The organism is Pseudomonas sp. URIL14HWK12:I5, from assembly GCF_900176445.1.
GTDB classification, from domain to species: Bacteria; Pseudomonadota; Gammaproteobacteria; order Pseudomonadales; family Pseudomonadaceae; genus Aquipseudomonas; species Aquipseudomonas monteilii.
In genome coordinates, this window is sequence record NZ_FWXQ01000002.1 from 264,434 (window position 1) to 286,124 (window position 21,691).

Annotated in this window: 18 protein-coding genes; 11 read left to right on the plus strand and 7 right to left on the minus strand. The window is 63.0% G+C overall.

Translation table 11 applies throughout. The annotated features are described in order from the left end of the window. Positions 1-170: 170 nt before the first annotated feature. Positions 171-1,325 carry an MFS transporter gene (locus B9A31_RS05690; RefSeq protein ID WP_019096743.1) on the plus strand — a complete coding sequence of 385 codons (1,155 nt, stop codon included), beginning with the start codon at positions 171-173 and terminating at the stop codon, positions 1,323-1,325. Positions 1,326-1,355: 30 nt separating this feature from the next. Here the strand turns inward: B9A31_RS05690 and B9A31_RS05695 are convergent, their stop codons facing one another. The 3 genes from B9A31_RS05695 to B9A31_RS05705 all read right to left on the minus strand — a co-directional run bounded on the left by B9A31_RS05695 (position 1,356) and on the right by B9A31_RS05705 (position 3,895). After that, a complete protein-coding gene (locus tag B9A31_RS05695; RefSeq protein ID WP_084296732.1) occupies positions 1,356-2,249 on the minus strand; it encodes an SMP-30/gluconolactonase/LRE family protein in 894 nt (297 codons plus the stop codon). Positions 2,250-2,275: 26 nt separating this feature from the next. Further along, on the minus strand, positions 2,276-3,094 hold the full coding sequence (locus B9A31_RS05700; protein WP_019096745.1) for an NAD-dependent epimerase/dehydratase family protein: 819 nt from the start codon (positions 3,092-3,094) through the stop codon (positions 2,276-2,278). 75 nt (positions 3,095-3,169) lie between these two features. Then, on the minus strand, positions 3,170-3,895 hold the full coding sequence (locus tag B9A31_RS05705; protein WP_016711473.1) for an oligogalacturonate-specific porin KdgM family protein: 726 nt from the start codon (positions 3,893-3,895) through the stop codon (positions 3,170-3,172). A gap of 343 nt (positions 3,896-4,238) precedes the next feature. On the opposite strand from B9A31_RS05705, the gene B9A31_RS05710 reads away from it, so the two are divergent. From B9A31_RS05710 to B9A31_RS05745, 8 genes are all read left to right on the plus strand, one after another. Continuing rightward, positions 4,239-5,393 carry a mandelate racemase family protein gene (locus tag B9A31_RS05710; RefSeq protein WP_019096746.1) on the plus strand — a complete coding sequence of 385 codons (1,155 nt, stop codon included), beginning with the start codon at positions 4,239-4,241 and terminating at the stop codon, positions 5,391-5,393. Positions 5,394-5,461: 68 nt separating this feature from the next. Then, complete coding sequence (locus B9A31_RS05715; protein WP_027615028.1) at positions 5,462-7,072, plus strand: ABC transporter substrate-binding protein; 1,611 nt, start codon at positions 5,462-5,464, stop codon at positions 7,070-7,072. A gap of 68 nt (positions 7,073-7,140) precedes the next feature. Further along, positions 7,141-8,154 (plus strand): ABC transporter permease, encoded by a 1,014-nt coding sequence (locus B9A31_RS05720; protein ID WP_016711470.1) that lies wholly within the window; start codon positions 7,141-7,143, stop codon positions 8,152-8,154. A 50-nt stretch (positions 8,155-8,204) separates the two neighbouring features. Continuing rightward, positions 8,205-9,815, plus strand: a complete 1,611-nt coding sequence (locus B9A31_RS05725) for an ABC transporter substrate-binding protein (RefSeq protein WP_019096748.1) — start codon at positions 8,205-8,207, stop codon at positions 9,813-9,815. 62 nt (positions 9,816-9,877) lie between these two features. After that, positions 9,878-10,792: an ABC transporter permease gene (locus tag B9A31_RS05730; protein ID WP_016711468.1), complete on the plus strand. Its 915-nt coding sequence runs from the start codon at positions 9,878-9,880 to the stop codon at positions 10,790-10,792. Positions 10,793-10,803: 11 nt separating this feature from the next. Further along, positions 10,804-11,643, plus strand: coding sequence for an ABC transporter ATP-binding protein (locus tag B9A31_RS05735; protein ID WP_025753683.1), 840 nt, complete (start codon positions 10,804-10,806; stop codon positions 11,641-11,643). Between the two features lie 11 nt (positions 11,644-11,654). After that, complete coding sequence (locus B9A31_RS05740; RefSeq protein WP_025753685.1) at positions 11,655-12,431, plus strand: ABC transporter ATP-binding protein; 777 nt, start codon at positions 11,655-11,657, stop codon at positions 12,429-12,431. Between the two features lie 28 nt (positions 12,432-12,459). Next, a complete protein-coding gene (locus B9A31_RS05745; protein WP_027608842.1) occupies positions 12,460-14,262 on the plus strand; it encodes a glycosyl hydrolase family 28 protein in 1,803 nt (600 codons plus the stop codon). A gap of 2 nt (positions 14,263-14,264) precedes the next feature. Here the strand turns inward: B9A31_RS05745 and B9A31_RS05750 are convergent, their stop codons facing one another. Further along, entirely contained in the window at positions 14,265-15,011 is a 747-nt protein-coding gene (locus tag B9A31_RS05750; protein ID WP_019096750.1) for a FadR/GntR family transcriptional regulator, read from the minus strand. 96 nt (positions 15,012-15,107) lie between these two features. Between B9A31_RS05750 and B9A31_RS05755 the strand changes: the two genes are divergently transcribed. Then, positions 15,108-15,815: a FadR/GntR family transcriptional regulator gene (locus B9A31_RS05755; RefSeq protein WP_027608843.1), complete on the plus strand. Its 708-nt coding sequence runs from the start codon at positions 15,108-15,110 to the stop codon at positions 15,813-15,815. Between the two features lie 98 nt (positions 15,816-15,913). Here B9A31_RS05755 and B9A31_RS05760 read toward each other — a convergent pair whose 3' ends face one another. After that, positions 15,914-16,876, minus strand: a complete 963-nt coding sequence (locus B9A31_RS05760; protein ID WP_027608844.1) for an XdhC family protein — start codon at positions 16,874-16,876, stop codon at positions 15,914-15,916. Positions 16,877-16,981: 105 nt separating this feature from the next. Between B9A31_RS05760 and B9A31_RS05765 the strand changes: the two genes are divergently transcribed. After that, on the plus strand, positions 16,982-17,620 hold the full coding sequence (locus tag B9A31_RS05765; protein ID WP_019096753.1) for a TetR family transcriptional regulator: 639 nt from the start codon (positions 16,982-16,984) through the stop codon (positions 17,618-17,620). A 3-nt stretch (positions 17,621-17,623) separates the two neighbouring features. Here B9A31_RS05765 and B9A31_RS05770 read toward each other — a convergent pair whose 3' ends face one another. Continuing rightward, positions 17,624-21,187 (minus strand): molybdopterin cofactor-binding domain-containing protein, encoded by a 3,564-nt coding sequence (locus B9A31_RS05770; protein ID WP_084296733.1) that lies wholly within the window; start codon positions 21,185-21,187, stop codon positions 17,624-17,626. After that, on the minus strand, positions 21,184-21,657 hold the full coding sequence (locus B9A31_RS05775) for a (2Fe-2S)-binding protein (RefSeq protein WP_019096755.1): 474 nt from the start codon (positions 21,655-21,657) through the stop codon (positions 21,184-21,186). The genes B9A31_RS05770 and B9A31_RS05775 overlap by 4 nt, the downstream gene beginning before the upstream one ends. Positions 21,658-21,691 lie beyond the last annotated feature (34 nt).

The following is a 21,691-nucleotide window of genomic DNA, read 5'->3' on the forward strand; positions in this document are numbered from 1 at the left end:
GGTTGGCCTGCATTAAAAAGCCCACTGAAGTGGATTCCGATAATTAACTTTCAAAGCCTTCGATCTCGGCACAGGATTGATCGCGTGACCCGTCCGACCGCTTGCTGCGGCGTGTTCCGGGCACGTCATCACACACAATAAAAAAACAAATGCCGTGTCGGAGTCCTTCCATGATCAATGATTCCAAGCTGCTGCGTGCCGCCTTGATTTTCATTGCCTGTACTTCATTCATCGTCTGTGGTGTGCAACCCATTTTCATGGGTTTGGTCACGGAACAACTGAGCCTGTCGCTCGATCAGCAGGGCTGGGTGGTGTCGGTCGAGATGATCGGCATGGCCCTGGGCACCTTGCTATGCCCGCTGCTGATGAAGCGCCATGGCGGGCGTAGCCTTTGCCTGTTCGTGGGGGCGCTGTGCGTGGTGTTGAGCATTGCGACCGCCTTTGCCACCACCCATAACGTGTTGCTGATTGTGCGCCTGGCCGCAGGCACCTGTGCGGGGCTGGTGTATGCCTACGCGGTGTCTACGCTGGGACGTTTGCCCAATCAGGACCGATCGTTCGGGTTGATGCTGTTGCTGCAAACCCCCGAGTACTCGCTGTTTTCCGCTGCATTGCCGTTGCTGGCCGCGCAGAGCGGCACGGTGACCGCTTTGTGCGCGTTCGGCTTGTGGTACTTGCTGATCTGCGGCGCCAGCCTGGTATTGCCGCGCCGTCCCACGGCGTTGCTGGCCAGTGGCGAAGGCTCACCTGCCCAGGGCGGTTCAGCGCGTACAGGGCGTACGGCGCTGGTGGGCATGCTGTTCATGCAGATCGCCATTTACTGTGTGTGGGGCTTCATCGACCAGCTGGCGCGAGACCAAGGCATCAGCGGCGTCGACATCGGTTGGGCGTTCGGCCTGTCGGCCATTGGCGGCCTGCCAGGGGCAGGGCTGCCAAGCCTGCTGGGGGCGCGGGTCAACCGCCAACTGATGATTGCTGTGGGGCTGGTGGCGGTATTCATTTCCATCGCCATGCTCACGGGCCATACCCGCACACCGATGCAGTTGTTCGTGGCGTTGTTGCTGATCAACTTTGGCTGGGTGCTGTCACTGTCGTACTACATGGCGCTGATCACCACCAACGACCCGACCGGCAAGCTGACGCCGCTGGTCAGTATTACGTTGATGGGGGCGGCTGCCGCGACGCCGGCACTGATTGCCACGCTGGTGGAGGGCTCAAACCAGCAGTTGATATTCCTGTTGGGGACGGGGGCGCTGGTCATTGCCTTTGCTGTGACGTGCCTGGGGGCAGGGAGCAAGGGGTTGCGCAGCAAGGTAGCTTGCTGAGCATCGCCCCTGAAACAGCACTGCCAGGCTTCAGCCCCTGGCAATGGGCTCCGGCAAACCTTTCACGCCTGGGTTCAATGCGAACACGCCGCCGGCCAGTGGCTGGTCGCTCAGATCGATGCCTTGTGGGCAAATCGACGTCACGAACAGCGTATCCAGCTGCGGGCCGCCGAATGCGCACATGGTCGGTTTCTTCACCGGTAGCGGCAGGGCGCGGTCCAGTTTCCCTTCGGGGGTGAAGCGCAGTACCTGGCCGGCATCGATCGCGCAGATCCAATAGCAACCTTCGGCATCCACCGCGGCCCCGTCCGGTCGGCCCGCGTGCTGGTTCATGTCGACGAAGATTCGGCGGTTGTGCGGTGTGCCGCTGTCGATGTCGTAGTCGAAGGCCCAGATCAGCTGGACGCTTGGGTGTGAGTCGGAGATATACAGTGTTTTGCCGTCCGGGCTGAAGGCCATGCCGTTGGGCACGATCAGCTTGTCCAGTCGTGCTTGCAATGGTTTTACTGTTGCGTCTGCCGTCGCGTCATATCGGTAAAGTGCTCCCACCGGCTCGGCGCCCATGTTTGTTTGCATCGTACCGGCCCAGAAGCGCCCTTGGCGGTCACAGCGCCCGTCATTGAAGCGCATGCCGGGCCTGGCGTGTTCGACACTGGCACGTTTGTCGGCCAGCAGGCGGCCGTCTGCCTGAGGGGTGAGGTGGAAGATCCCGCTCTCCTGAGCCCCCAGCCAATGGCCTTGGTGGCTGCGGACAATGCAGCCCAGCATTTCGTCTGCGGTCCAGTGAGTTGTCTGGCCGTCTATCTGCCAGCGGTGCAGGCGACCTGCCGGTATATCCACCCAGTACAAGGCATTTTCCTGCGGGTGCCAGACCGGGCTCTCGCCCGTGGCATTGCGTACGTCGATGATCAGTTCGGCTGTCATGGAAGCAGTCTGCGCTCTATCAGGGTTCAGTCGCCAAAAGGGCCGGCAGCGGTGAAGGCGCCACCTTGCAGCTGGGCCGTCGGGTCATTTGCTGCGGGTTTTGGCTGCTGCTCCAGGGCCGGGCGGAAGCGTTCGGCGCTGTCCTTGGGGTTGAAACCCAGGTGTGCGGCATGGCGGTTGCTCCACCACAGGTCGCGGTTGGCCGAGACGCCATACACCACGGTGTGGCCAACGTTCTCGGCCAGCAATGCGCGCTCCACCAGGTGTGCCAGGTCTCCGTAGCTCAGCCAGGTGGACAACATGCGCACATTGCGGGGTTCGGGGAATGAAGAGCCGATGCGCAGGCTGACCGTTTCGATGCCGTAGCGATGGAAGTAGAACGTCGCCAGGTCTTCGCCGTAGGCCTTCGACAGTCCGTAATAGCAGTCTGGCCGGCGCGGCGAATGCGCATCCACTTGTTCGTCCTGGGGGTAAAAGCCGGTGACATGGTTGGAGCTGGCAAACACCACGCGTTTTATGCCGTGCTTACGGGCGGCCTCATAGATGTGGAAGGTGCCAACGATGTTGGCTTGCAGAATCTCTTCGAAGGCACGCTCGGTGGAGATGCCGCCCAGGTGCACGATGGCGTCCACATCCTTGGCCAGGGCCAGTACGCCGGCCTTGTCCGCCAGGTCGCAATTGATGGTTTCTTCATGCTCGCCCGTAGCTGTTGCCATGGGGCTGATGTCCGATGCGCGCACGATGGTGGCGTGCGCTTGCAGTGCTTCGCGAAGCACTAGCCCGAGCCCGCCGGCGGCACCGGTGAGCAGCAGGCGGTTGAAGGGTTTGCGTGTAGTCGTGGTCATTGTATAGCGGCCTTTTACTGAAACGGCATCAAGGTGCCGTGCAAGAACGACACCGGCATGGGCGGGCGGTTGCCCTTACAGGAAGTTGTACTGGATACCGAGGCGCCAACGGGCCTGGCGATCGTCCGTGTAGCTGTTGACCTTGATGTCACCCACTTCCATGAACGGTGCCCACTGCTTGTTGAGCTTGTACTTGATGATCAGGTTCTGCTCGTAGTCGCGCTTCTTGTTGTCGTAGCGGATGTAGTCGGTGGTGAAGTGGATGTACTGGTACTCGAATGCCCACGGGCCGCTGGGGGTATAGCCGAGCCAGCCTTCAAGGCGGGTGGTGTTCTGGTCGTCCTTGGCGCGGTCAGCCTTGCTGTGGTCGACCTGATCCCGGTCGAGGCTACGTGCATCGTGGCGCACGCGGGTGGCGACATACCAGGTGTCGCTGAGCTTGTAGCTGTACTTCAAGCCGAATTTGTAGGTAGTCGCATCCTTGGAACTGTCCATCTGGAAGGCGGGGGTCCAGGTCGACTTGGGGCTGGTCTTGTAGTTGTAGTCCACGGTGAACTCGTGGCCGTTGTTGACCATGTTGTCGTAGGCGACGTCTTCGCGGTCGCCGGCAGTCTTGTATTTGATTTCTGCGGCAAACCCCAGGCCGCTGTCCTTGCGGTAACTCAGCTTTATCCGGTCGGAGTGAATGCTGTCGTCTTCGGTGAAGCCGTGCCGGTAGTTGATGCTGGCGGAGTCCGCGCAGGCGTAGAACGACAAGCCGAGCGTACTGGCGGCGATGAGGCGGCGAAGTGTGATGTTCATGCGATCTCTTTTTTTGTTTTTGTTGAGGACGTGATGAGGCGTGTGAGCAAGGTGGGGTGAGGTGGTGAGCGCTCCGTGATTTTTCAAATAAGTTATCGTACGACTGTGAGACTGTCTACGAATTATTGAAATGTTGTCTGATCACTTGCTTGGATAGCTCTATTTCGGTGTTTTCGGCCATTGAAAAGCCTCTTGATGGGGGGCTCATGATTGCCATGAGCATCATGAATCGGGGCTTTTCGCGACTGTAAAGTCGTGCTTTTCAAATGTTGTATGATGACGTAGGATGGCCTCCAGAGCGTGACTCACCCGCCACAAATCCAATAAGAAGGCTCAGACGTCCATGATCATTACTGCTGTAAACGTCCAGGTGTTTTCCTACCCCACGCGCCGCGCCGTAGACAGCGCCGGCCATGCCCACCCAGGTGATGTGACCCAGGCCAGAATGGCCCTGCTGCGCATCAGGACCGAGTGCGGCAGCGAAGGCTATGCGCTGGGTGCGCCCGAACTCATTCGCCCTTATGTGCTGGATAACTTCGTGCGCAAGGTGCTGGTTGGCGCCAATGCCTTCGACCGAGAAAAAATCTGGCACGACCTGGCCCACTGGCAGCGCGGCAGCGCCAGCCAGCTGACTGACCGCGCCCTGGCGCTGGTCGAGCAGGCACTGTGGGACTGGGCCGGGCGCAAGCTGAACCTGCCGGTGCACAAGCTGATTGGTGGCTACCGCGACAAGGTGCCGGCCTATGGCTCGACCATGTGCGGTGATGAGTTGCCGGGCGGCCTGTCGACGCCGGAGGAGTACGGTCGCTTCGCCGAAACCCTGGTCAAGCGCGGCTACAAGGCCATCAAGCTGCACACCTGGATGCCACCGGTGTCGTTCGCGCCCAGCGTGAGCATGGACATCAAGGCATGCGCCGCCGTACGCGAGGCCGTGGGGCCGGACATCGCGCTGATGATCGATGGTTATCACTGGTACAGCCGTACCGAAGCCCTCACCATCGGCCGCGCCCTGGAAAAGCTCGACTTCGCCTGGTTCGAAGAGCCGATGATGGAAGATTCCGCCGAGTCCTACGCCTGGCTGGCCGGGCAGCTGGACATCCCGGTGCTTGGCCCGGAAAGCCTCGGTGGCAAGCACCTGAGCCGGGCCAGCTGGGTGAAGAACGATGTGTGCGACATCCTGCGAGCGGGGGTTGCCGGTGTGGGGGGCATTGCACCGTGCCTGAAGGTTGCGCACATGGCCGAATCGTTCGGCATGGATTGCGAGATCCATGGCAACGGTGCCGCCAACCTGGCGGTCGTGGGGGCGATCAAGAACTGCACTTGGTACGAGCGCGGCCTGCTGCACCCGTACCTTGACTATGACGAGGTACCTGCCTACCTCAAACGCCTGGTCGACCCGATGGACGAAGACGGTTTCGTGCACCTGTCGAACTTGCCGGGCCTGGGTGAGGACATCGACTTCGACTACGTCGAAACCAATACGCTGCAGAGCTTCTGATTCGTCATGGCGGCACGCGTCGCTGCGTGCCGCCCGAGCGTCCAATAACTATAAGAAGGCGATCTCACATGAGCGTTATCCCCACACTCTGGGCGGGGGTCTTTGCTGCGTCTCTGGCGCTGACCTCGGTACCTGCTGCTTTCGCGAAAACCCCGGCAGATCAGTTGATCGTCGGCATGAGCATGATCAATCTGCTGTCTCTCGACCCGGCGGCGGCCACCGGGCTGGATGTATCCGAGGTCAATGCCAACCTCTACGACATGCTGCTGGTGCAGGACGTGCGTCAGCCGGACCGACTGCTGCCGGCGCTGGCTGAAAGCTGGCAGGTCAGCGATGACCGCAAGACCCTCACGTTCAACCTGCGCAAGGGCGTGACGTTCCAGTCCGGTAACCCGCTAAGTGCCGAGGATGTCGCCTGGTCGCTGCAGCGTGTACTCAAACTCAACCTGGCCTTGGCGTCGACCTGGAAGGCCTACGGGTTTTCGGCGGACAATGTCGACCAGCACATGCGCGCTGTCGATGACGCTACTTTCGTCATCGAGCTGCCACGGCCGACTGACCCGTTGCTGGTGCTCAATACCCTGGCTACCTCGCCCAGCGCTTTCATCCTCGACCGCAAGGTGGTGCAGCAGCACCAGAAGGGCGATGACATGGGCGGTGCCTGGCTGACCACCCACGCGGCGGGCAGCGGGCCGTTCGCGCTCAAGGAGTGGCGCGCCAACGATGTCATCCTGATGAACCGTTTTGACGGGTACTGGGGCGGCCCGGCCAAGCTCAAGCGCATCGTCATGCGCAACATGACCGAGTCGCAGTCACTGCGCTTGATGGTGGAGCGGGGTGACCTGGACCTGGCCAAGGGCATGTCCGCGCCAGACATCGAGGCGCTGGAGAAGTCTGACAACGTTCGCACCCAGACCGTGCAGCGCGGGACCCTGTACTACGTGGCCCTCAGCGTGAAGAACAAGCCCTACGACGATGTGCGCGTGCGCCGAGCGGTGCGTTCGCTGATCGACTATCAAGGCATCAACCAGACGGTGATGCCGCACTATGGCCAGCTCAATCAGCGCCCGCTACCGCTTGGCCTGCCAGCACGGCTGGATGATCCGGGCTATGCCCTGAACGTGGCCGAAGCGAAAAAGCTGCTGGCCGAAGCCGGTTACCCCGAGGGTTTCAAGACCACCATCCGCGTGCTCACCGAGCCGCCCTTCATCAACATTGCGTCCAGCCTGCAGTCGACCCTGGCCCAGGCCGGTATCAAGGCCACCATCGTCACCGGTACCGGCAACCAGATCTACGGCGCCATGCGTGAGCGCAGCTTCGACATCCTGGTCGGGCGCGGTGGTGGTGGCGCTGAGCGGCACCCGCATTCAAGCCTGCGCACCCTGGTGTACAACCCGGACAACCGTGACGAAGCCAAGCTGAGCAACTTCCAGGGCTGGCGTACCTCGTTCTACAGCCCCGAGCTGAACCGCCTGATCGAGCAGGCGGAAGTCGAGCCCGACAAGGCGCAGCAGCTGGCTCAGTACCAGCAAATCCAGAAAACCCTGGACGAGCAGGTGGGGGGCATCCTGCCTGTGTCGCAGATGACCGACACCGTGGTGCTCTACCACGATGTGCAGGACTACCAGGGCCATACCGCGGCCACCACCCGTTACAAAGACGTCTACAAGTCGCGTTGAGGCAAAGCCTGCGTGATTGGTGAATGCTTTTTCAGGAGCTTGTTATGTTTGCTTCGACTGCCTCTGTAATGGGTGCCCGTGTCTCGGGCACCGCTCGCCGGGCCAGCACGGTGCTGGTGACTTTGCTTGGCCTGCTGGCGCTGACGTTCTTCATCGGACGGGTCATGCCGCTGGACCCGGTGCTGGCAGTGGTCGGCCCGGATGCCGACAGCTCCACCTACGACCAGGTATACCGGGCGATGGGCCTGGACAAACCGATCTGGGTCCAGTTCGGGCTGTACCTGAACGACTTGCTACACGGTGATTTCGGCAATGCGCTGCTCACCGGCCACCCGGTGCTCGAAGACATCAAACGCGTCTTCCCGGCCACCATTGAACTGGCGACCCTGGCAATCCTGTTCGGCGTGCTGATCGGCCTGCCGTTGGGGGTGGTCGCGGCCAGTAACCAGGGCCGGGTCGGCGACCACGTGGCGCGGGTGATTACCCTGTTCGGCTATTCCACGCCCATCTTCTGGGTCGGCATGATGGGGCTGCTGGTGTTCTACGCCTGGTTGGGCTGGGCAGGTGGGGCAGGGCGTATCGACCTGGCCTATGACGGCATGGTCGATGAGGTTACCGGCCTGCTGCTGATCGACACGGCGCTGGCGCGTGACTGGGAGGCCTTCACCAGCGCGTTGCGCCATATCGTCCTGCCGGCGTTGATCCTGGGGCTGAACTCGGTGGCCTACATCAGCCGCATGACCCGCAGCTTCATGCTCGAGCAGCTGTCGCAGGAATACATCATCACCGCCAGGGTCAAGGGGCTGTCACGCCGCCAGGTGGTCTGGAACCACGCGTTCCGCAACATCCTCGTGCAGTTGCTCACGGTGGTCGCCCTGGCCTATGGCTCGTTGCTGGAGGGGGCGGTGCTGATCGAAACCGTATTTGCCTGGCCCGGTTTCGGTCAGTACCTCACCAGCAGCCTGATGCTCGGTGACATGAACGCGGTGATGGGCTGCGTGTTGATCATCGGCCTGATCTTCGTCGCACTCAACCTGATCAGCGATGCCCTGTACAAGGTGTTCGACCCCAGGACCCGCTAGCCCCCAATCAGCGTGAACACATTGAATAACTATAAAAAGAAGGATGCCCCATGAAGACTGTATTCCCGCCGCTGCGCATGGCTGTGCTGGGCGCGGTGCTGCTGCTCGGCCCGCTCGCTGCGGTGCAGGCGAAAACCCCTGCCGACCAGTTGATCGTCGGCATGAGCATGGTCAACCTGTTCTCCATCGACCCGGCCAACGCGCCCGGCCTGGATGCCTCTGGCATCAATGCCAACCTCTACGACACGCTCATCAAGCGCGACCAGGGCAACCCGGAGAAGCACCTGCCACAACTGGCCGAACGCTGGGACGTCAGTGAAGACGGCAAGCAGATTACCTTCCGCCTGCGCACTGATGTCACGTTCCATTCCGGCAACCCGCTCACTGCCGAGGATGTGGCCTGGTCGCTGTACCGGGTGATGAAGCTCAACTATGGCTTGGCCACCACTTGGAAGGCCTACGGCTACAGTGTCGAAAACATTCAAACGCTGATCCGCGCGACCGACAGCCATACCTTGGTGGTCGACCTGCCGCAGCCGGTAGACCCTTTGCTGGTGATCGACTCGTTGGCCGTGTCACCCAGCGCTGTGGTGGTCGACCGCCAGCAAGTGCTCGAGCATGAGAAGAATGGTGACCTGGGCGCGGCCTGGCTGGTCACCAACGAAGCCGGCAGCGGGCCGTTCACCCTGACCAAATGGAGCGCCAACGATGCGCTGGTGATGACCCGCTTCGACGGTTACTGGGCAGGCCCGGCCAAGATGAAACGGGTGCTGGTGCGTCACATGACCGAGTCGCAGTCGCTGCGCCTGATGCTCGAACGCGGCGACCTGGACCTGGCCTACGGCATGGCGGCGCCGGATATCAAGGCCATTGAAAGCTCGGACCAACTCCAGGTGCAGGCTCTGCAGCGCGGCACCCTGTACTACGTGGCAATGAGCATGAAGCAGCCGGAGTTTGCCAACCGCAAAGTCCGCGAAGCGGTGCGCAACCTGATCGACTACCAGGGCCTGGACCAGCAGGTGATGCCGCATTACGGCAAGCTCAACCAGCAACCGATGCAGCTTGGGCTCGAGGCTCGGTTGCCAGACCCTGGCTACAAGCTGGATGTTGCCAAAGCCAAGGCGCTGTTGGCCGAGGCGGGCTACCCACAAGGTTTCAGCACAACCATCCGCACGCTGTCCGAACCGCCCTTCATCGATATCGCCGCACGCATGCAGTCGACCCTGGCCGAAGGTGGCATCAAGGCCAGTATCGTCACCGGTACCGGCAACCAGGTGTATGGCGCCATGCGCGCCCGCAACTTTGAAATGATCGTGGCGCGGGGCGCCGAGCGTTACCCGCACCCGTATTTCAGCCTGCGCACCTTCGTCTACAACCCCGACAACAGTGACAGCGCTGGCTTGCCCAACTTCCAGGGCTGGCGCGCGTCGTTCTTCAGCCCCCCGCTGAATGACCTGATCGACCGGGTAGGTGTCGAGCGCGATGCGGCCAAACGCCTGGGCATGTACCAGCAGGCGCAGAAGCTGTACGACGAGGAGGTGGGGCCAATCATGATGATTTCCCAGATGACCGACACCGCCGTGAGCGCAGCCGACGTCAAGGGCTTCAGCGGCGATGACGCCGAAGCCACCCGCTACCTGGGCGTCTACAAGCAACGTTGAGAACCGCCTGGGGCACCTGCGGGTACCCCGAGTGGCCATGATTCCACATCGAGAACATGCCGATGATTGCCAACATCTCTTCTACCGAAACCACCGCCAAGCGGCAGGCCGACGCCCCCGCGTCCAGCCTTGAGGCCCTTGGCAAAAGCAGCCTTCGGGTGCTGCGCCTGCTGGTGCGCAACCCGATGACCCTGGCAGGCCTGCTGGTGGCCTTGCTGCTGGTCGTGGTGGCGGCGTTCGCGCCGTGGATCGCCACCCACGACCCGGTCATCCAGAACCTGGCCAACGCCTTGCAGGCACCCAGCGCCGCGCACTGGTTCGGCACCGACGAATACGGCCGGGACATCTTCAGTCGGCTGGTCTACGGTGCCCGCATCACCCTCTACATCATCGCCCTGGTGACGATCATCGTCGGCCCCATCGGGCTGTTCATCGGCACGGTGTCGGGCTATTTCGGCGGCATTGTCGATACCGTGTTCATGCGCGTCACCGACATTTTCATTTCGTTCCCCAGCCTGGTGCTGGCGCTGGCCTTCATCGCTGCACTGGGCCCTGGCCTTGAGCATGCGGTGGTGGCTATCGCGTTAACCTCCTGGCCACCGATCGCACGGCTGGCCCGCGCCGAAACCCTGTCGCTGCGCAAGGCCGACTTCGTGGTGGCCGTCGAGCTGCAGGGCGCGTCGTCGACCCGCATCATCCTGCGCCACATCGTGCCGATGTGCCTGTCGTCGGTGATCATCCGCCTGACCATGAACATGGCCGGCATCATCCTCACGGCGGCGGCGCTGGGCTTCCTCGGCCTGGGTGCGCAGGCGCCGTTGCCGGAGTGGGGGGCGATGATCTCCACGGGGCGGCGCTACATGCTCGAGTGCTGGTGGCTGGTAGCGGTACCCGGTGCGGCAATCATGCTGGTGAGCCTGGCGTTCAACCTGCTGGGCGATGGCCTGCGGGACATTCTCGACCCGCGTAGCGAATAACCGGAGGCTTTATGTCAGCGCTCAAACTCAATGTCGAATCGCTCAATGTGCGCTTCGTCAACGGCAAGAAAGTGATGCACGCGGTGCGTGACGTGTCGTTCACCCTGGGCCGGGAAAAGCTCGCCATCGTCGGTGAGTCCGGCTCGGGCAAGTCCACGGTTGGCCGCAGCTTGCTCAAGCTGCACCCTGGCAGCGCGCAGATCACCGCAAACGCCCTGCAGTTCGGCGATGTCGACCTGCTCAGTGCCAGCGAAAAGGCCATGCAGAAAATCCGCGGCCAGCGTATTTCGATGATCATGCAAGACCCCAAGTACTCGCTCAATCCGGTGGTGCGCGTTGGCGACCAGATTGCCGAGGCCTACCTGGCACACCACAAGGCCAGCCGCAGCGAGGCCCGTGAACGGGTGCTGCAGATGCTCGACAAGGTGCATATCCGCGACCCGAAGCGCGTCTACAACCTTTATCCGCATGAGGTGAGCGGCGGCATGGGCCAGCGCATCATGATCGCGATGATGGTCATCACCAACCCGGAAGTGATCATTGCCGACGAACCGACCTCGGCGCTGGATGTGTCGGTACGCCAGCAGGTGCTCAACGTGCTCGAAGAGCTGGTGGTAGAGCAGCAGATGGGGCTGATTTTCGTCAGCCACGACCTGAACCTGGTGCGCAATTACTGTGACCGGGTGCTGGTGATGTATGCCGGGCGCGTGGTGGAGTCGCTGGCGGCCAGTGACCTGCACCGTGCCGAACACCCCTACACCCGAGGCCTGCTGGCCGCCTTGCCAAGCATGGACAACCGCCGCCCGCGTTTGCCTGTGTTGCAACGCGACCCGCTGTGGCTCTCCTGCTGAGGTAACTGACCATGTCCATGATCCAAGCACACGCGTTGAACCTGAGCTTTGGCGTTGGCGCCGCGCTCAACCAGGTGCTGCACAATGTCGACCTGAGTGTCGAAGATGGCGAGTCCTTTGGCCTGGTAGGGGAGTCCGGCTCTGGCAAGACCACGGTGCTGCGCTGCCTGGCCGGCCAGTACCGGCACTGGAGCGGGGCCCTGAGCATCGACGGTGTACCGTTGCAGCACAAGCTTCCCAAGGAGCACTTTCGCAAGGTGCAGATGGTGTTCCAGGATCCCTATGGCTCGCTGCACCCGCGCCATACCATCGACACTGCACTGCGCGAGCCGTTGGTGATCCACGGCATGGATGAGCGCAACGATCGCATCAACGACATCCTCATCAAGGTAGGCCTCAACGACAGCTACCGTTACCGCTACCCGCACCAGTTGTCTGGCGGCCAGCGTCAGCGGGTGGCTATCGCCCGGGCGTTGATCCTTGAGCCCAGGGTGCTGTTGCTCGATGAGCCCACGTCGGCCCTCGATGTGTCGGTGCAGGCAGAGATCCTCAACCTGCTGTCGGACCTGCGTCAGCGCGAGAAGCTTACCTACCTGATGGTGACTCACGACCTGGGCGTGGTCAGCCACCTGTGCGACAAGGTCGCGGTGATGCAGCAGGGGCGTATCGTCGAGCAACTGGACTGTCGGGCACTGAGCCAGGACCAGGCCACCCACGATTACACCCGAATGCTGGTGCAAGCCAGCCGCGACTTCAGCGCGGACGCCGCCCCGGCCCTGTCGGCCTGAACCCGGCAATTACAAGGAAGACAAGAACATGCCGAATGCCAACCCTGCGCCCGTTTGGCGGGTGCGTGCTGCCGTGGCTGCCCTGGCCATGGGCAGCAGCTTGCCACTGTGGGCCGTAGAGGCCCCTGCAAAGGTCCAGGTGCCGACGCTGGCCTACGACGACCGGCAGATCATCCTGGTGTGGGAAAAGCCCGCCAGCCATGCCGAAATCGTCGACTACCACGTGTATGCCAATGGCAGATTGCTGGGGGCCAGCAACGCCAACAACGATCAGGTGTCACCGGCCAAACCCTACATTGACCGGTTCTACGAGCAGGACCTGCACAACTTCCACCACCGCATCGCCATTCACAGCTTCACCGCCCAGGGGCTTGCACCCGATACCGAGTACCGCTTCACCGTGCGCTCGGTCGATCGCCATGGCAAAGAGTCTGCTGACAGCCCCGTGGTGGTGCAGCGAACCACCGACGTACCGGCACTGTTCAACGTGCAGCGCTACGGCGCCAAGGGCGATGGCAAGGCGCTCGACACGGCTGCCATTCAGCGCGCCATCGATGCGTGCAGCAAGGGCTGCAAGGTGTTGCTGCCTGCCGGTACGTACAAGAGCGGGGCGCTCTACCTCAAGAGCGACATGACCCTGGAAATCGCCGAGGGCGCTACCCTGTTGGGTTCCGAACGTGCCGAGGACTACCCACGCCAGGGCTATATCCAGTACCCGTATTCCACCACCGTGCGCCCGGCTTCGCTGATCAATGCCTTACCGCGCGACCCGCATGCGCACCAGGCCTTCGAGAACATCCGCATCGTCGGCAAGGGCACCATCGACGGCAATGGCTGGAAGCGTAACCCGGACGTGGTCGACGAGCGCGGGCGAGCCTTGCCCTTCTACCTGCCCAGCGACAACACCCGCTATATGCACGATGGCGTGCTGGCCAAGGCGCAGGTGGCGCGGGCGGTGGCCGAGGGCATGAACGTCAAGGATGCCTACGGGCAGATGCGCTCGTCGCTGATCACCCTGCGCAATGTGACAAACGTGTTCTATGGCGGCTTCACGGTGGTGAACCCGGCCTATCACGGCATCATGAACCTGGAAACGCAGAATGTGGTGCTGGCCAACACCACGCACCGTACTTACGACGCCAACAACGGCGACGGTATCGAGTTTGCCAACAGTCGTGGCGCGCTGGTATTCAACAACTTCTTCGACACCGGTGACGACTGCGTCAACTTCGCCGCCGGTACCGGGGCGGATGCGGTCCACCAGAAGGCGCAGGAGGATGCCTGGATCTTCAACAACTATTTCCGCAAAGGCCATGGCATGGTCGTGGCGGGCAGCCATACCGGCGCGTGGATTCAGAACATCCTGGCAGAGGACAACGTCTCGGATGGTACCGATGCCGGGCTGCGCATGAAAAGCACCAACTTCATGGGCGGTGGTGCGCGTTACGTCACCTTCCGTGATTCGGCCATCCGCAACACAGCGAAACAGGCCTTCATCTTCACCCTGGATTACAACGACCCGAATGCCAAGCTCGATTACAAACGTTCGACGGTGGCGGGGCAGTTTCGGGATATCACGGTCAGTGACGTAAGCGTGGAAAACGCCCGCACCGCCGCCATCGAGGTGAAAGGCGATAGCGGTCATGGCGCCTGGCACCAGGGGTTGGTGTTCGAGCGGGTGCGCTTCAGTGGGCCGGCCCCGGTGAAGATCGATGGCCTGAAGGATTCGCGCTTCGACGGGCTGCGCTTCACCGAGACCGGTGGCGCCAACCCTTGGCAGGTACAGGGCAGCCAAGGGCTTGCCTACACGGACGTAGAGCCCGCACCGTAGCCTCAGGCCTCGCTGTAGAATGCCTGTAGCCGTTGCGCCTCCCGCAGGCGCATACGGCTGTTGCTCAGGTGCAGGTACATGGCGGCGCGCGCCGCGTCGACCTGGCGGCTGGCAATGGCGTCGTAGATCTGCTGATGTTCGGCGTTGATGCCGGCCAGGTAGGTGCTGCGGTTGCTCTGCCCGGTGTAGGCAGAGTTCATGCGCGTGCGGGGGATCATCTTGGTGCCCAGATGCTTCATGATGTCGATCAGGTACTGGTTGCCTGCGGCCTTGGCGATTTTAAGGTGGAACTGGAAATCGGCGTTGGTCGTGCTGCCGGACTTTTCCGGGCCTTGCATCAGCGCCTCCAATGCTTGCTGCAATTCTTCGAGCGCTTGCGGCGTGGCCCGTTCGGCGGCCATGCCGGCGGCTTGCACTTCAAGGCTGAGGCGGTATTCCAGCAGGTCGAGCACATCGGACAGCAGGCTGATGGTTGCCGGCCCTACGTTGAAGCTCTCCGGTGCCGGCATGTCCAGCACGAAGGTGCCCACACCGTGGCGGGTCTCGACCAGGCCCGCTGCCTGCATGCGCGACAACGCTTCGCGTACTACCGAGCGGCTGACACCTTCGGTTTCGATCAGCGTCGCTTCGGTTGGCAGTTTGTCACCACGCTTGAGTGTGCCCTCGCGCATGCGTTGGGCAAAGCGTTCGACCAGCGCTTCAGCTAGGCGGCGGGGCGGTTGGGTGGGGCGGGTGGTAGGGTCCGGCATTGCTGTGCTCTTGTGTGGGCAGCGGCCAGTATAGTGCGTTTTGGCCCCGGGCAGCGGGTATACTCCGGGCTCTTCCGTATTGCAAAGGTTCGCCCAATGGCTGCTGCCCCCCCGGAAAAACGCCTGAATCTCGCACAGCAACTGGTGCATGACCTGTCGAAGCAGATTCTCTCGGGTGAATTGCCGGCGGGCAGCAAATTGCCCACCGAAGAAGCCGTGACCAAAGCGCGGGGCGTAAGCCGTACCGTGGTGCGCGAGGCCATGTCACGGTTGCAGGCCGAAGGCCTGGTAGAAACCCGCCGTGGTATCGGCACCTTCGTGGTAGACGCCATCCCGGCAGGTGACTTCCAGAGTGCCAGCCCCGGAATGGGCGGTGCATACAACGCGGTGGCGATCATCGAGTTGCGGCTTTGCCTTGAGGTCGAGGCGGCCGCCATTGCTGCCCAGCGTGCAACCCCGGAGCAACTGGCTGCCATGCGTGCGGCGCTCGATGGGGCCGTCGATACGCAGTCTGTGCCCTGCATGCGTACCGACTTCGAGTTTCACTTGCAGATAGCCCAATGCACGGGCAACAGCTTTTTCATCGACACCATGACCCACCTTGGGCATACCTTGCTGGCGGCGGCCCCGCCAGCAGTATCAGGGGGTGATGCCGAGCAGCGGGCACTGGAAGCGCGGGAGCGCGAGCAAGTGCATGCCGCGATCACCCGCAAGGATGCCGGTGCTGCCCGTGCTGCCATGCGGCTGCACCTGATGAACTGCCTGACACGCGCTCACCAGAGGGATAAGGATTTTTACAAGTGATCAAAGTTACAACAGGTTCATTCTATGCAGTGGTTGCGTAAACTGTTACGCCTATGCTGGCGTGCATATGCGAGTCTACCCATCTCGTTTAGTGCCGCTCACAGCGCATCCCGCGCCTTGCCCCGGTACACCCTCAGCACATCCGCCATCACCGCCAGCGCGATCTCCGCTGGCGACTTGCTGCCCAGGTCCAGCCCGATAGGCATGTGCAGTCGCTCTATCTGCTTGGCGGTCAACCCGCCTATCCGCTGTAACCGCTCGGCACGCCGGGCCGAGGTGGCCGCCGAGCCCATCGCCCCGATGTAGAACGCCGGGGTATGCACCGCCTCCATCAACGCCAGGTCATCGATTTTCGGGTCGTGGGTCAGCGCCACCACGGCTGTCGCTGCATGGCAACCACCCGCCGCGATAAACAGTGAGGGCAGCACCCGATGCATCTGTGCGCCCTCTATCTCGACATGCGCCATCTCCTCACGCGGGTCGCAGGCGATGACTTCGCAGCCCAGCGTGCGGGCAATGTCAGCGCAGGCTTCGGCGACGGGCGACAGCCCGGCCAGCACCAGCCGTAGTACGGGGCCGACGCCAATATGCACGGCGCTTTCGTCCATGCGCACGGCCACGCTGTTGTCGCCATGCAAGCTGAAATCACCTGCCGGCAAACTGACCTTGCGCGTCACCCGCTGCTGGCCCAACAGCGCCCCTTGCAGCGATTGCAGGTGTTCCAGCCATGCGCCGTCCGCCTGTCGCCGCTCCACCAGCACCACCAATACGCCACCGCAAGGTAGGCGCAAGCGCCGGCTCTGCTCCTGGCCATCGCCATAGCGCACCACCTGTGCCTGCTGGGTAAATGCACCTTGCGCCAGGTTGCCGAGAAATTCCTCTTCGACACAGCCGCCAGACAATGAACCGACCCAATCCTGCGCGCTGCGGCAAGCCAGCATCGCCCCAGGCGAGCGAGGGGCCGAGCCATAAGTGGACAACACCGTGCACAGCCACACCGTGTCCCCGGCCCTGGCCCATTGCAGGGCTTTGTCGATCACCTGCAGGTCGAGATGCTGCATGCTCCGTTACCTCGCTCATATCGTCTCAGCCCAGCCGAAAAAGCCGCGCAATGGCCCAACGTCTGTGGCAGTGTTGGGTATCTGGCCAGCCCCACAGGGACCGACATGCAAACTCGCAAAACCGGTGTACGCGCCCAACAGGCCGACCGCACCCGGGACAACATCCTCAAGGCCGCGGTGAAGGTCTTCAGCAAGGAAGGCTTCACCGGTGGGCGTATCGAGCAGATCTCCACGCTGGCCAAGTCCAACGACCGGATGATCTATTACTACTTCGGCAACAAGGAGAAGCTGTTCATCAGTGTACTGGAGCACATCTACGCCAGCTTCAACCAGGCCGAAGCCAAGCTGCGCATCGACCTCGACGACCCGGAAAAAGCCCTGCGTGAGCTAGTGGCGTTCATCTGGGATTACTACGTGCGCCACCCCGAATTCGTCACCATTCTTGCCACCGAGAACCTTCACCAGGGCCAGCACGCGCGCAAGTCGCAAAACCTCAAGGCATTGTCTGGCGAGGCGGTCGGCGTGCTGCGGCCGATCATCGAGGCGGGCCAGGCCAAGGGCCTGTTCCGCAACGACATCGACATCACCCACGCCTACCTGATGATTGCCTCGCTCTGCTATTTCTATAATTCCAACCGCCATACCCTCAGCTCGTTCCTGGCCGTGGACCTGGCCGACCAGCAGGCCAAGGCCGATTGGCTGGCCTTCATCAGCGACCTGGCCCTGCGCGGGTTGCGCCGCTGACCCTCAGTGGCTGCCAGGGTTGGCGCGTATGTGCGCGGCCTTGGCTGCCAGCCCTTGCCAGGCCGGTTTGTCGGCGGCGAAGCGCTGGCGCAGGTAGGCCGCCAGGTCGGCGACCTGGCGGTCCGACAGGCTGTCCTTGAAGCCGGGCATGTAGCCAAGGTCTCGGGTTGCCGGGGTGGGTATGCCGTGCAGTACCACGCGCAGCAGGTTGTCCGGCAGGTCGCTGTGGACGTTGCTGTTCACCGCCATCGACGGGCTGACACCCAACAGCTTCGGCCCCAGGCCATCGCTGTGGCAGGCCAGGCACGCGCCCTTGAATACCCGCTCACCGTTGCTCAGCGACACCTGGATATCCGTTTGCGGTGCAGCGTTGGCTGCAAGCGTCGCAGGCTCGCCGTCGAGCGAGCTGAGGTAATGGGCGATGGCGCGTACATCGCTTTTGGGCAATGTGGCCAGCTCGCTGACCACTGGCCCCATCGGGCCTGCCGCCACACCGTGCTTTTCGGAAAAACCGGTGCTCAGGTAGGTGAACAGTTCGTCTTCGCTCCAAGGCGTTGCCGACTTGCCCAGGGCATTCAGTGCCGGGGCTTCCCAGCCGTCGACCCTGCCGCCGGCAAGGTAGCTGCCGCCGCCTTTCTCCGCCCCCATCAAATTGCGTGGCGAGTGGCAGGCCGTGCAATGGCCCAGTCCGTCGACCAGATAAGCGCCACGGTTCCACTGCGCACTGCGTTGCGGGTCGGGCTGGTACTCGCCGCGTTGCAAAAACAGCGCATTCCAGCCCGCCATCAGCGGCCGCTGGTTGAACGGGAAGCGCATGTCGTTGGCGGGCGCCGCTTGGCGTACCGGGGTTTGCGACATCAGGTAGGCGTACAGCGCCTGCATGTCGGCATCGTTGATGTTGCGAAACGAGGTGTAGGGGAAGGCCGGGTAGAGGTGCCGGCCATCGCGGCTGATGCCTTCGCGCATGGCCCGCTCGAAGGCGGCGAATGACCAGCGACCAATACCGGTTTCCGGGTCGGGGGTGATGTTGGTGCTGTACAGCGTCCCGAACGGCGTTTCCATCGCCAGCCCCCCCGCATTGACCTTGCCGCCGCTGACCGTGTGGCACACGGCGCAGTCACCGGCTGCCGCCACCTGGCGCCCGCGTTCGAGCATCGCCGCGCTCCAGCTGCCGGCACCAGGCGGGGTTACCGGGGCGATTTCAGCGCGCCAGGGCAGGGCGGTGGCGAGCATGCCCAGGGCTGCGCCGAATACCCCGGCCAGCGAGCCGAACCACCACTTCGAGCGCTTCTTTGTGGGGTGTTCCTGTGTGGGGGCATCAGGCTCCTGGCCCTCGCCACCGAGCGCTGCGCGCACCCGTTCCGCCGTAATCGGCAGTTCGCGAAAGCGGATGCCGGTGGCGTCGAAAATAGCGTTGGCGATGGCGGCCGCGCTGGGTACCGAGGCCGACTCGCCACTGCCCATCGGCGGTTCGTGCTGGCGCGGCAGCATCATCACGTCAATGGCTGGCAACTCGGGGAAGGTCAGGATCGGGTAGCCGCCCCATTCCTTGCTGGCCACCGTCGACTCCTCAAAGCTGACTTGTTCCTTGAGCACGCGGCTGGTGGACTGGATGACGTTGCCGTGTATCTGGTGTCGCACGCCCTCCGGGTTGACCATCATCCCGGCATCGTGGCCAATCACCACACGGGTGACGGCGACCTCGCCGGTGCGCCGGTCTACCGCGACATCAGCCACCCACGCTGCCCAGGCCGCGCCGAAGCCGGGAAACTTGCTGTGGATGTAGCGTGCATAGGCAAAGCCCCTGCCACGCAGTACGTCACCTTCGGCTTGCGTTTGCATGGGCTGGGTATGCGGCTGCCATGCGGCGCGTTCGGCGGTGGCCTTGATCAGGTCGATGGCGCGCGGGTCGGACAGGTGCTTGAGGCGGTATTCGACCGGGTCTACACCCGCCGCGAAGGCCAGCTCATCGATGTACGACTCGTGGGCGAAGCTGTTGGGCATGGCCGATACACCGCGCATCCACGAGGCGCGCACCAGCGGCGTCATGTCGTTGATGGTGACGCGCATGTGCTCGTAGTCATACGGCGGGATCGAGGTACGGTCGCCCATCTCGAACAGTGCCGGCACCGGTTCCACGGCGCCGGTCAGTAGCAGCGCCAGGGTTGGGGCGCCGTTGGACGGGTAGCTGGTCTGGAAGTCGTAGGCGGCCACGCTGCCATCGGCGTTCAGGCCGCCGTCGATCTCCATCAGCTGCGCGGTACCTTTGGGCTCCCACACATGTTCCTGCTCGCGCGTCAGCTGCACCCGCACCGGGCGCTGCACGGCACGCGACAGCAGCACCGCATCGGCACACACATCGTCGGCGCAGTTGCGGCCATAGCAGCCAGCAGCCTCCATGCGGATGATTTCGATGCGGTCTTCGGCGCATTCCAGCAGCCAGGCCAGGTCGGCGCGCAGCAGGTGCGGGTTTTGCGTGCCGGACCACACGCGGATCTGGTTATCGGTGAAGTCGGCCAGCGCGCACGACGGGCCAATAGAAGCATGCAACTGGTACGGCCACAGGTAGCTGCGGCTCAGGCGTTGGCTGGCATTGGCGATGCCGCCGTCGACATCGCCCTTGTCCAGCACGGTGCGCTGCACCCGCGGGTTGTCGCGGATGGCCTGGGCAACATCGCTGAGGTCAGGCAGCTTGGCGGTAAAGGGCTTCCAGCTGACCTTCAGGTCATGGGCGGCGCGAATGGCCTGCTCCTCGCGCTCGGCCACCACACCGACAAAGTCACGGATGACCACCACCGCGACCACACCGGGCACGTGGGCGATGGAGGCTTCATCGACCGCCAGCAGGCTGTTGCCGACGAAGTCGCCGCTGTCGTGGCCGGCGTAGGGTGGGCGGATGACCCGGCCGTGCAGCATGTCGGGCAGGCGCATGTCATGCACGTAGGTCAGCTCGCCAGTGGCCTTGCCGGGGATGTCCACCCGTGCGGCACTGCGCCCGACCAGGCGGTAGTCCTCAATGGCCTTGAGCGGCGCATCGTCGGCGATGTACAGCTGGTGGTTTTCGCCTTGCACCAGTTCGGCAAAGCTCAGCGTGCTGCCGTTGCTGGCGATTACCGCGCCTTCTTCAATGCGCAGGGCTTCGGGGGCGCAAGCAAGCCGTTGCGCGGCCTGTTGCAGCAAGAAGCGCCGCGCCGTGGCCGCGGCCTTGCGCAAAGGTACGGCGGAAATCTGCAAGGTGGCGCTGGCAATGGTTGCGCCCTGGTTCGGCGCCCGTTCGGTGTCACCCAAAACCATGTGAACCTGGTCCATGCGCAGGTCCAGCTCTTCAGCAACGATCTGTGCCAGTGAGGTGCGAATGCCGGTGCCCAGGTCGACGTGGCCGTTGAAGGCGTAGACCAGGCCGTCGTCGCTGACGGCGATGAACAATGCCAGTTCGCGTTCCTTGACCACGGGCGTCACGCCCTTGGCCACGGGGCCGGAAGGCGGGGTGATCTGGTCGACGATCAGCAACACGCCGGTCTTGGCCAGCAACTGGTCGCGGCTGGGCACCTGTTGAGAGTGGTTCATGCTTTGCTCCGGGTCTGGGCAGCGCGGCGCACGGCGCGCAGGATTTCGACGTGGGTGCCGCAGCGGCACAGATTGCCGCGCAGTTCATTGCGGATCTGTTCGTCGCTGGGGTTCGGGATGCGGTCGAGCAAGGCCTTGGCGGTCATGATCATGCCGTTCATGCAGTAACCGCACTGGGCGGCCTGTTCGTCGATGAACGCCTGTTGCACTGCGTGCGGCGCGGCCTTGCTGCCCAGCCCTTCGAGGGTGGTGATGTCACGGCCCTCGGCGCCGGCCAAGGGGATGACACACGAGCGTGCAGCCACGCCGTCGATGATCACCGTGCACGCCCCGCATTCGCCCAGGCCGCAGCCGTACTTGGGGCCGTTCAGGCACAGGTCGTTGCGCAGGACCAGCAGCAGCGGTGTGTCGGGCGCGGCGCTGGTTTCGACGGCTTGGCCGTTGACCCGCAGGGAGAGGGTTGTTTGCATTATTGGCTCATCTCTGGAGGTTGCTTGCGCTACC

What these genes read in the sequence shown, in the direction of transcription:
- B9A31_RS05775 (WP_019096755.1), bottom strand. Translation starts at nt 21,657, where the DNA reads ATGCAAACAACCCTCTCCCTGCGGGTCAACGGCCAAGCCGTCGAAACC.
- B9A31_RS05770 (WP_084296733.1), bottom strand. Translation starts at nt 21,187, where the DNA reads ATGAACCACTCTCAACAGGTGCCCAGCCGCGACCAGTTGCTGGCCAAG.
- B9A31_RS05760 (WP_027608844.1), bottom strand. Translation starts at nt 16,876, where the DNA reads ATGCAGCATCTCGACCTGCAGGTGATCGACAAAGCCCTGCAATGGGCC.
- B9A31_RS05710 (WP_019096746.1), top strand. Translation starts at nt 4,239, where the DNA reads ATGATCATTACTGCTGTAAACGTCCAGGTGTTTTCCTACCCCACGCGC.
- B9A31_RS05695 (WP_084296732.1), bottom strand. Translation starts at nt 2,249, where the DNA reads ATGACAGCCGAACTGATCATCGACGTACGCAATGCCACGGGCGAGAGC.
- B9A31_RS05765 (WP_019096753.1), top strand. Translation starts at nt 16,982, where the DNA reads ATGCAAACTCGCAAAACCGGTGTACGCGCCCAACAGGCCGACCGCACC.
- B9A31_RS05745 (WP_027608842.1), top strand. Translation starts at nt 12,460, where the DNA reads ATGCCGAATGCCAACCCTGCGCCCGTTTGGCGGGTGCGTGCTGCCGTG.
- B9A31_RS05690 (WP_019096743.1), top strand. Translation starts at nt 171, where the DNA reads ATGATCAATGATTCCAAGCTGCTGCGTGCCGCCTTGATTTTCATTGCC.
- B9A31_RS05750 (WP_019096750.1), bottom strand. Translation starts at nt 15,011, where the DNA reads ATGCCGGACCCTACCACCCGCCCCACCCAACCGCCCCGCCGCCTAGCT.
- B9A31_RS05705 (WP_016711473.1), bottom strand. Translation starts at nt 3,895, where the DNA reads ATGAACATCACACTTCGCCGCCTCATCGCCGCCAGTACGCTCGGCTTG.
- B9A31_RS05730 (WP_016711468.1), top strand. Translation starts at nt 9,878, where the DNA reads ATGATTGCCAACATCTCTTCTACCGAAACCACCGCCAAGCGGCAGGCC.
- B9A31_RS05700 (WP_019096745.1), bottom strand. Translation starts at nt 3,094, where the DNA reads ATGACCACGACTACACGCAAACCCTTCAACCGCCTGCTGCTCACCGGT.
- B9A31_RS05715 (WP_027615028.1), top strand. Translation starts at nt 5,462, where the DNA reads ATGAGCGTTATCCCCACACTCTGGGCGGGGGTCTTTGCTGCGTCTCTG.
- B9A31_RS05735 (WP_025753683.1), top strand. Translation starts at nt 10,804, where the DNA reads ATGTCAGCGCTCAAACTCAATGTCGAATCGCTCAATGTGCGCTTCGTC.
- B9A31_RS05740 (WP_025753685.1), top strand. Translation starts at nt 11,655, where the DNA reads ATGTCCATGATCCAAGCACACGCGTTGAACCTGAGCTTTGGCGTTGGC.
- B9A31_RS05755 (WP_027608843.1), top strand. Translation starts at nt 15,108, where the DNA reads ATGGCTGCTGCCCCCCCGGAAAAACGCCTGAATCTCGCACAGCAACTG.
- B9A31_RS05720 (WP_016711470.1), top strand. Translation starts at nt 7,141, where the DNA reads ATGGGTGCCCGTGTCTCGGGCACCGCTCGCCGGGCCAGCACGGTGCTG.
- B9A31_RS05725 (WP_019096748.1), top strand. Translation starts at nt 8,205, where the DNA reads ATGAAGACTGTATTCCCGCCGCTGCGCATGGCTGTGCTGGGCGCGGTG.